General features: G+C 59.5%; 5 protein-coding genes. All 5 read right to left on the reverse strand.

Annotation, left to right across the window (positions count from 1 at the left end; all coding sequences use genetic code 11):
- The coding region (locus QT222_RS03395; RefSeq protein WP_491476309.1) for a phosphoadenosine phosphosulfate reductase family protein at nucleotides 1-590 on the reverse strand (590 nt) is incomplete at its 3' end.
- Nucleotides 591-726: 136 nt separating this feature from the next.
- Nucleotides 727-1,293, reverse strand: a complete 567-nt coding sequence (locus QT222_RS03400; RefSeq protein ID WP_004572586.1) for a DUF7110 family protein — start codon at nucleotides 1,291-1,293, stop codon at nucleotides 727-729.
- A gap of 144 nt (nucleotides 1,294-1,437) precedes the next feature.
- The gene (locus QT222_RS03405) at nucleotides 1,438-1,782 is read right to left on the reverse strand and encodes a glutaredoxin family protein (protein ID WP_004572585.1); all 345 of its coding nucleotides are present in this window, start codon (nucleotides 1,780-1,782) and stop codon (nucleotides 1,438-1,440) included.
- 100 nt (nucleotides 1,783-1,882) lie between these two features.
- A complete protein-coding gene (gene gfcR, locus QT222_RS03410; protein ID WP_491476310.1) occupies nucleotides 1,883-2,515 on the reverse strand; it encodes a transcriptional regulator GfcR in 633 nt (210 codons plus the stop codon).
- Nucleotides 2,512-2,949 (reverse strand): MDR/zinc-dependent alcohol dehydrogenase-like family protein (locus QT222_RS03415; protein WP_491476311.1); only part of this gene is annotated, 438 nt, incomplete at its 5' end. The genes gfcR and QT222_RS03415, both read right to left, overlap by 4 nt.

The raw sequence follows: 2,949 nt of genomic DNA on the forward strand, positions 1-2,949 counted from the left end.
TCGGCACGAGCTTCCTGTTCGTCCCAGCGGACGCCGGAGATGACGCCGTCGATGTCGTGCTCTTCGAGCGTGTCGTTGAGCGCGACAGTCTTCAGCAGGTGGTTGCCCACGTAGGTGTCGAGGAGGAAGGGGAACGTGTCCTCTTCGTATTCGAGAATCTCGCGGACGTGGTGCTGGTTGTGTTCGGAGAGTTCCGAAATCGGGATGTCGTCACCGGGTTCGAGACCGTTCTCGTCGACGTACGCACCTACGTCCTCGTTGCGGGCCCAGATGACGTCGAGGTCCCACTCGTCGGCCCAGTGCTTGACGAAGTCCATGATTTCGTCGAAGTGCTGGTAGTGGTCGATGAAGACCGCCGGCGGGACTTCGAGGTCGTAGCGCTCGGCGACTTCCTTGATGAAGTAGAGCGTAAGCGTCGAGTCCTTGCCGCCGGTCCACATCACGGCGGGGTTGTCGTACTGTTCGAGACCCGTTCTGGTAACCTCGATGGCCTTCTCGATTTTGTCCTCGATACTCGGGTAATCGTCCGGCGTTTCACCTTCGCCGTCGGTGTAGTCGACGTCGAGATAGTCTGGGAAGGCTTTCGACATTGTTCGTAATTACATCTAATTAGGTGGTGTAAATGCTTTTTGCCCGAGGAATAGGGTGGCCCGTGATACCTCCAAACACGATGTTGGCCGCAGACTCACGTCGTTCGGCGGGCGGGGATGGGGAGATAAGACGGGTTCAGGAGATGAACTTGTTATCGCGCCAGTTGACTCCGCTGTCGGACGAACCGTTCTGTTGTGGGTTCTCGACAACCTCGACGGAGGCGGCACGGACTTCGCCTTCGACGATGCGCGTTGCCTGTAGTTCGTCGTCCTCCTCCGTAATCGCGGTCAGCGTCCCTTTCTCCGAAAGCATCGCAATCTCGCGGAGTACGAGGAACATCGGGTACTGGAGCGCCGTGTTCTGGAGGACGGTTTCGAGGTCGCCCTTGAAACAGGCGAATTCGACGAGTTCCGACGGAATCTCCTCTTCTTCTTCTTCTCCCCAGTTTGGCGCGCCCGCACGGGGCGGCTCTTCTTCGTAGACACGGTTTTCGGTCACGCTTGCCTTCAGTTGTGCCGTCGGCGTGTACTTGCTGAGGTTATCGTCAGCAGAGACGGCTTTGATGATAAGCGTGTTATTACGGCGCGTGATGTCTACGTTTTCGACCTCTGGTGGGAGGTCGGGGTCATCCTCGAAGTAGTCCATTACGTCTTCGAGTGGCAGTTCCAACGTCGAATGGAGTCGATATACGCGGCCTGACATTGTTGGCTTCGGTATCGACGAGAGCCACGGTGCGGGCGCACGCGGTTGGCGATACCTGTGTGCATCTACGTGTTGAAGGCTTAAATGGCCTCCCCTTCTCGTTAGGTCGTAGATATAAAATCAGGTCCGGCCGCAGTCGGGCGATTAGTTCGCGCCAGTCAGCGTCGCTTCGAGTTCGTCCCGCTCGTCGAGTTCTTCGAGAATGTCGCTACCGCCGATGAACTCGCCGTCGACGAACGTCTGGGGAATCGTCTCCCAACCGCTCTTTTCGTTGAGCGCCTCGCGGAAGTGCGGAAGTGCGGGCAGCACGTCAATCGTCTCGAACTCATCGACATATTGCGAGATGTGTTCGAGCGCCTTCGCGGAGTAGCCACACTGGGGCATGAGGCGGTTACCCTTCATGAACAACACGACGTGGTTGTTCTCGATGGCCTCGTCGACGCGGGCCTGTACTTCCTCGGGGTCGAAGCTCTCCGGTTGGAATGTCATGCACGCAGGTAACGCCCGGGTGGACAAAGGAGTTGCGTCGCAAAACATTCGATGCGAGCGGGAACGATACCGAGTCCCGCCGAGTGACAAGAAGTGCTGCTTACTGCTCGCCGACGCGGACGACGTTGATGAGTGAGTAGACCGGGACGCCGTCGATTTCTTCGACGCCCTGTTTGTCCACGATAACCACGCATGCGAGCGGTTCGCCGCCTTCGGAGCGAATCGACTCGATGGTTTCGCGGAGCGTCGTGCCGCTCGTCACCGTGTCGTCGACGATGAAGCAATCGCGGTCTTCGACGGGTGCGAAGTTCCGGGAGAAACCGCCGCCGAGGTCTTCGATATCTCCTTCGTCCCACTGGTGTTTTGCGCGCGCGTACGCGCCGAGGGTCGTTTCGAGTTCGCGCGAGACTGCTGTTGCGAGCGGGACACCCGCCTTCTCGATACCGATGGTGACATCGGCCGTCTCGCCGGTCTCCATCAGAAGGTCCGCGAGCGCGCGGCCGATGTAGGTGAGGCGTTTGCCGCCGCTCCCGATTGCATTCCAGTCAACGTGGATGTCGTCGGGGCCTTCGGGTTTCGTGTCGGGTTCGGGTTTCGCCGCCGCACCGCTTCGTTCGACCAGCCAACTAGCGGTCTCACGGGAGACGTTCAGCTCGTCGGCAATCTCGCCTTTCGAGAGTCCACGGTCCGCGAGCTCCGCCGCGCTGGCGATGAGGTCGTCGACGTTCTTCATACAGTACTGAATTCGATGGCGGTTTTTATAGTGGTGTCGTCGTCATCGAATGCTGCTTCAAACTCCGAAAGCGGGTGGACTCCGGTGACGAGGTCTTCGAGGAACCACTTCGGAAGTTTGGTGAACGTCACGGTTGCGGCCTCGAAGTGCTCGACGTGGGAGTTGACGCTCCCGACGAGCGCCTTATTGTGCAGCACCATCTCGCGGTGGAACGCTCCGGCATCGACCTCGAACGCCCAGTCGCTCGGAACACCGAGGAGCGCACCGTCACCGTTCGGCGCGCGGGCTTGTACCGACTGGATGGCGTGGTTCGGGACGCCGGTGGCCTCGTAGATGCAGTCCATCTGCTCGTACACGTCCCGCACGTCCTCGCTGGGTGCCTGTCTGGAGTCGACGTATGTCGCGTCGAGTTCCTCGATGATGTCGATTGTCGG

The organism is Haloferax sp. s1 (assembly GCF_058382125.1).

Bases quoted from the DNA above. Each gene is read 5' to 3' on its own strand.
- QT222_RS03400 (WP_004572586.1), bottom strand. From the start codon at position 1,293: ATGTCAGGCCGCGTATATCGACTCCATTCGACGTTGGAACTGCCACTC.
- QT222_RS03405 (WP_004572585.1), bottom strand. From the start codon at position 1,782: ATGACATTCCAACCGGAGAGCTTCGACCCCGAGGAAGTACAGGCCCGC.
- gfcR (WP_491476310.1), bottom strand. From the start codon at position 2,515: ATGAAGAACGTCGACGACCTCATCGCCAGCGCGGCGGAGCTCGCGGAC.